1 protein-coding gene is annotated in these 508 nt (G+C 21.1%); it reads right to left on the bottom strand.

Annotated elements, in window-relative coordinates:
* Nucleotides 1–97 precede the first annotated feature (97 nt).
* The coding region (locus tag EZH24_RS14515; protein WP_161976201.1) for a hypothetical protein at nucleotides 98–508 on the bottom strand (411 nt) is incomplete at its 5' end.

Genomic DNA, 508 nt, shown 5'->3' with positions numbered 1-508 from the left:
TTCTTATTGAAATATGATATTTTTTATTTTAGTATTAAAAAAGGAGCTTAGCTTTTAATTTAAGTTAAACTCCTTTATTTTAATAACAAATTAATAATTATTTATTTTGTAGAAAAGCGTCTATAACAGGTTTTAATATTTTATATTCATTATCTAATAATGATATATTGTCACAAGTATCAAAATATTTATAATAATACCAATGATAATCCCAATGAATATTATTAGTCCATCTTTCATATCCTTCAAAATTGATTTTCTTTTCTTCAATTTTTGTTAAAATATTTTCTGTTCTATTTTCATCTCTGTAAGGTATTTTCTTTCTCAAACCACATTCAAAGCAATAACCATTTGTACTAAATCCAACCAAAACTTTTTCATTTTCTATTTCTATTTCTTTAGCTAAAGTAATATACTTATAACAGTATAAAACTTTATCATTTGGATATTTTAATATTCTTGCTCCTTTAATATTAGGATTATTAGTTCCATCAAGATAGTACAATTT

It is taken from the genome of Brachyspira catarrhinii (assembly GCF_005518285.1).
Classification (GTDB): Bacteria; Spirochaetota; Brachyspiria; order Brachyspirales; family Brachyspiraceae; genus Brachyspira; species Brachyspira catarrhinii.
Note: the sequence above shows the minus strand (reverse complement) of the source record. Positions and strands in the feature narration are given on the sequence as shown.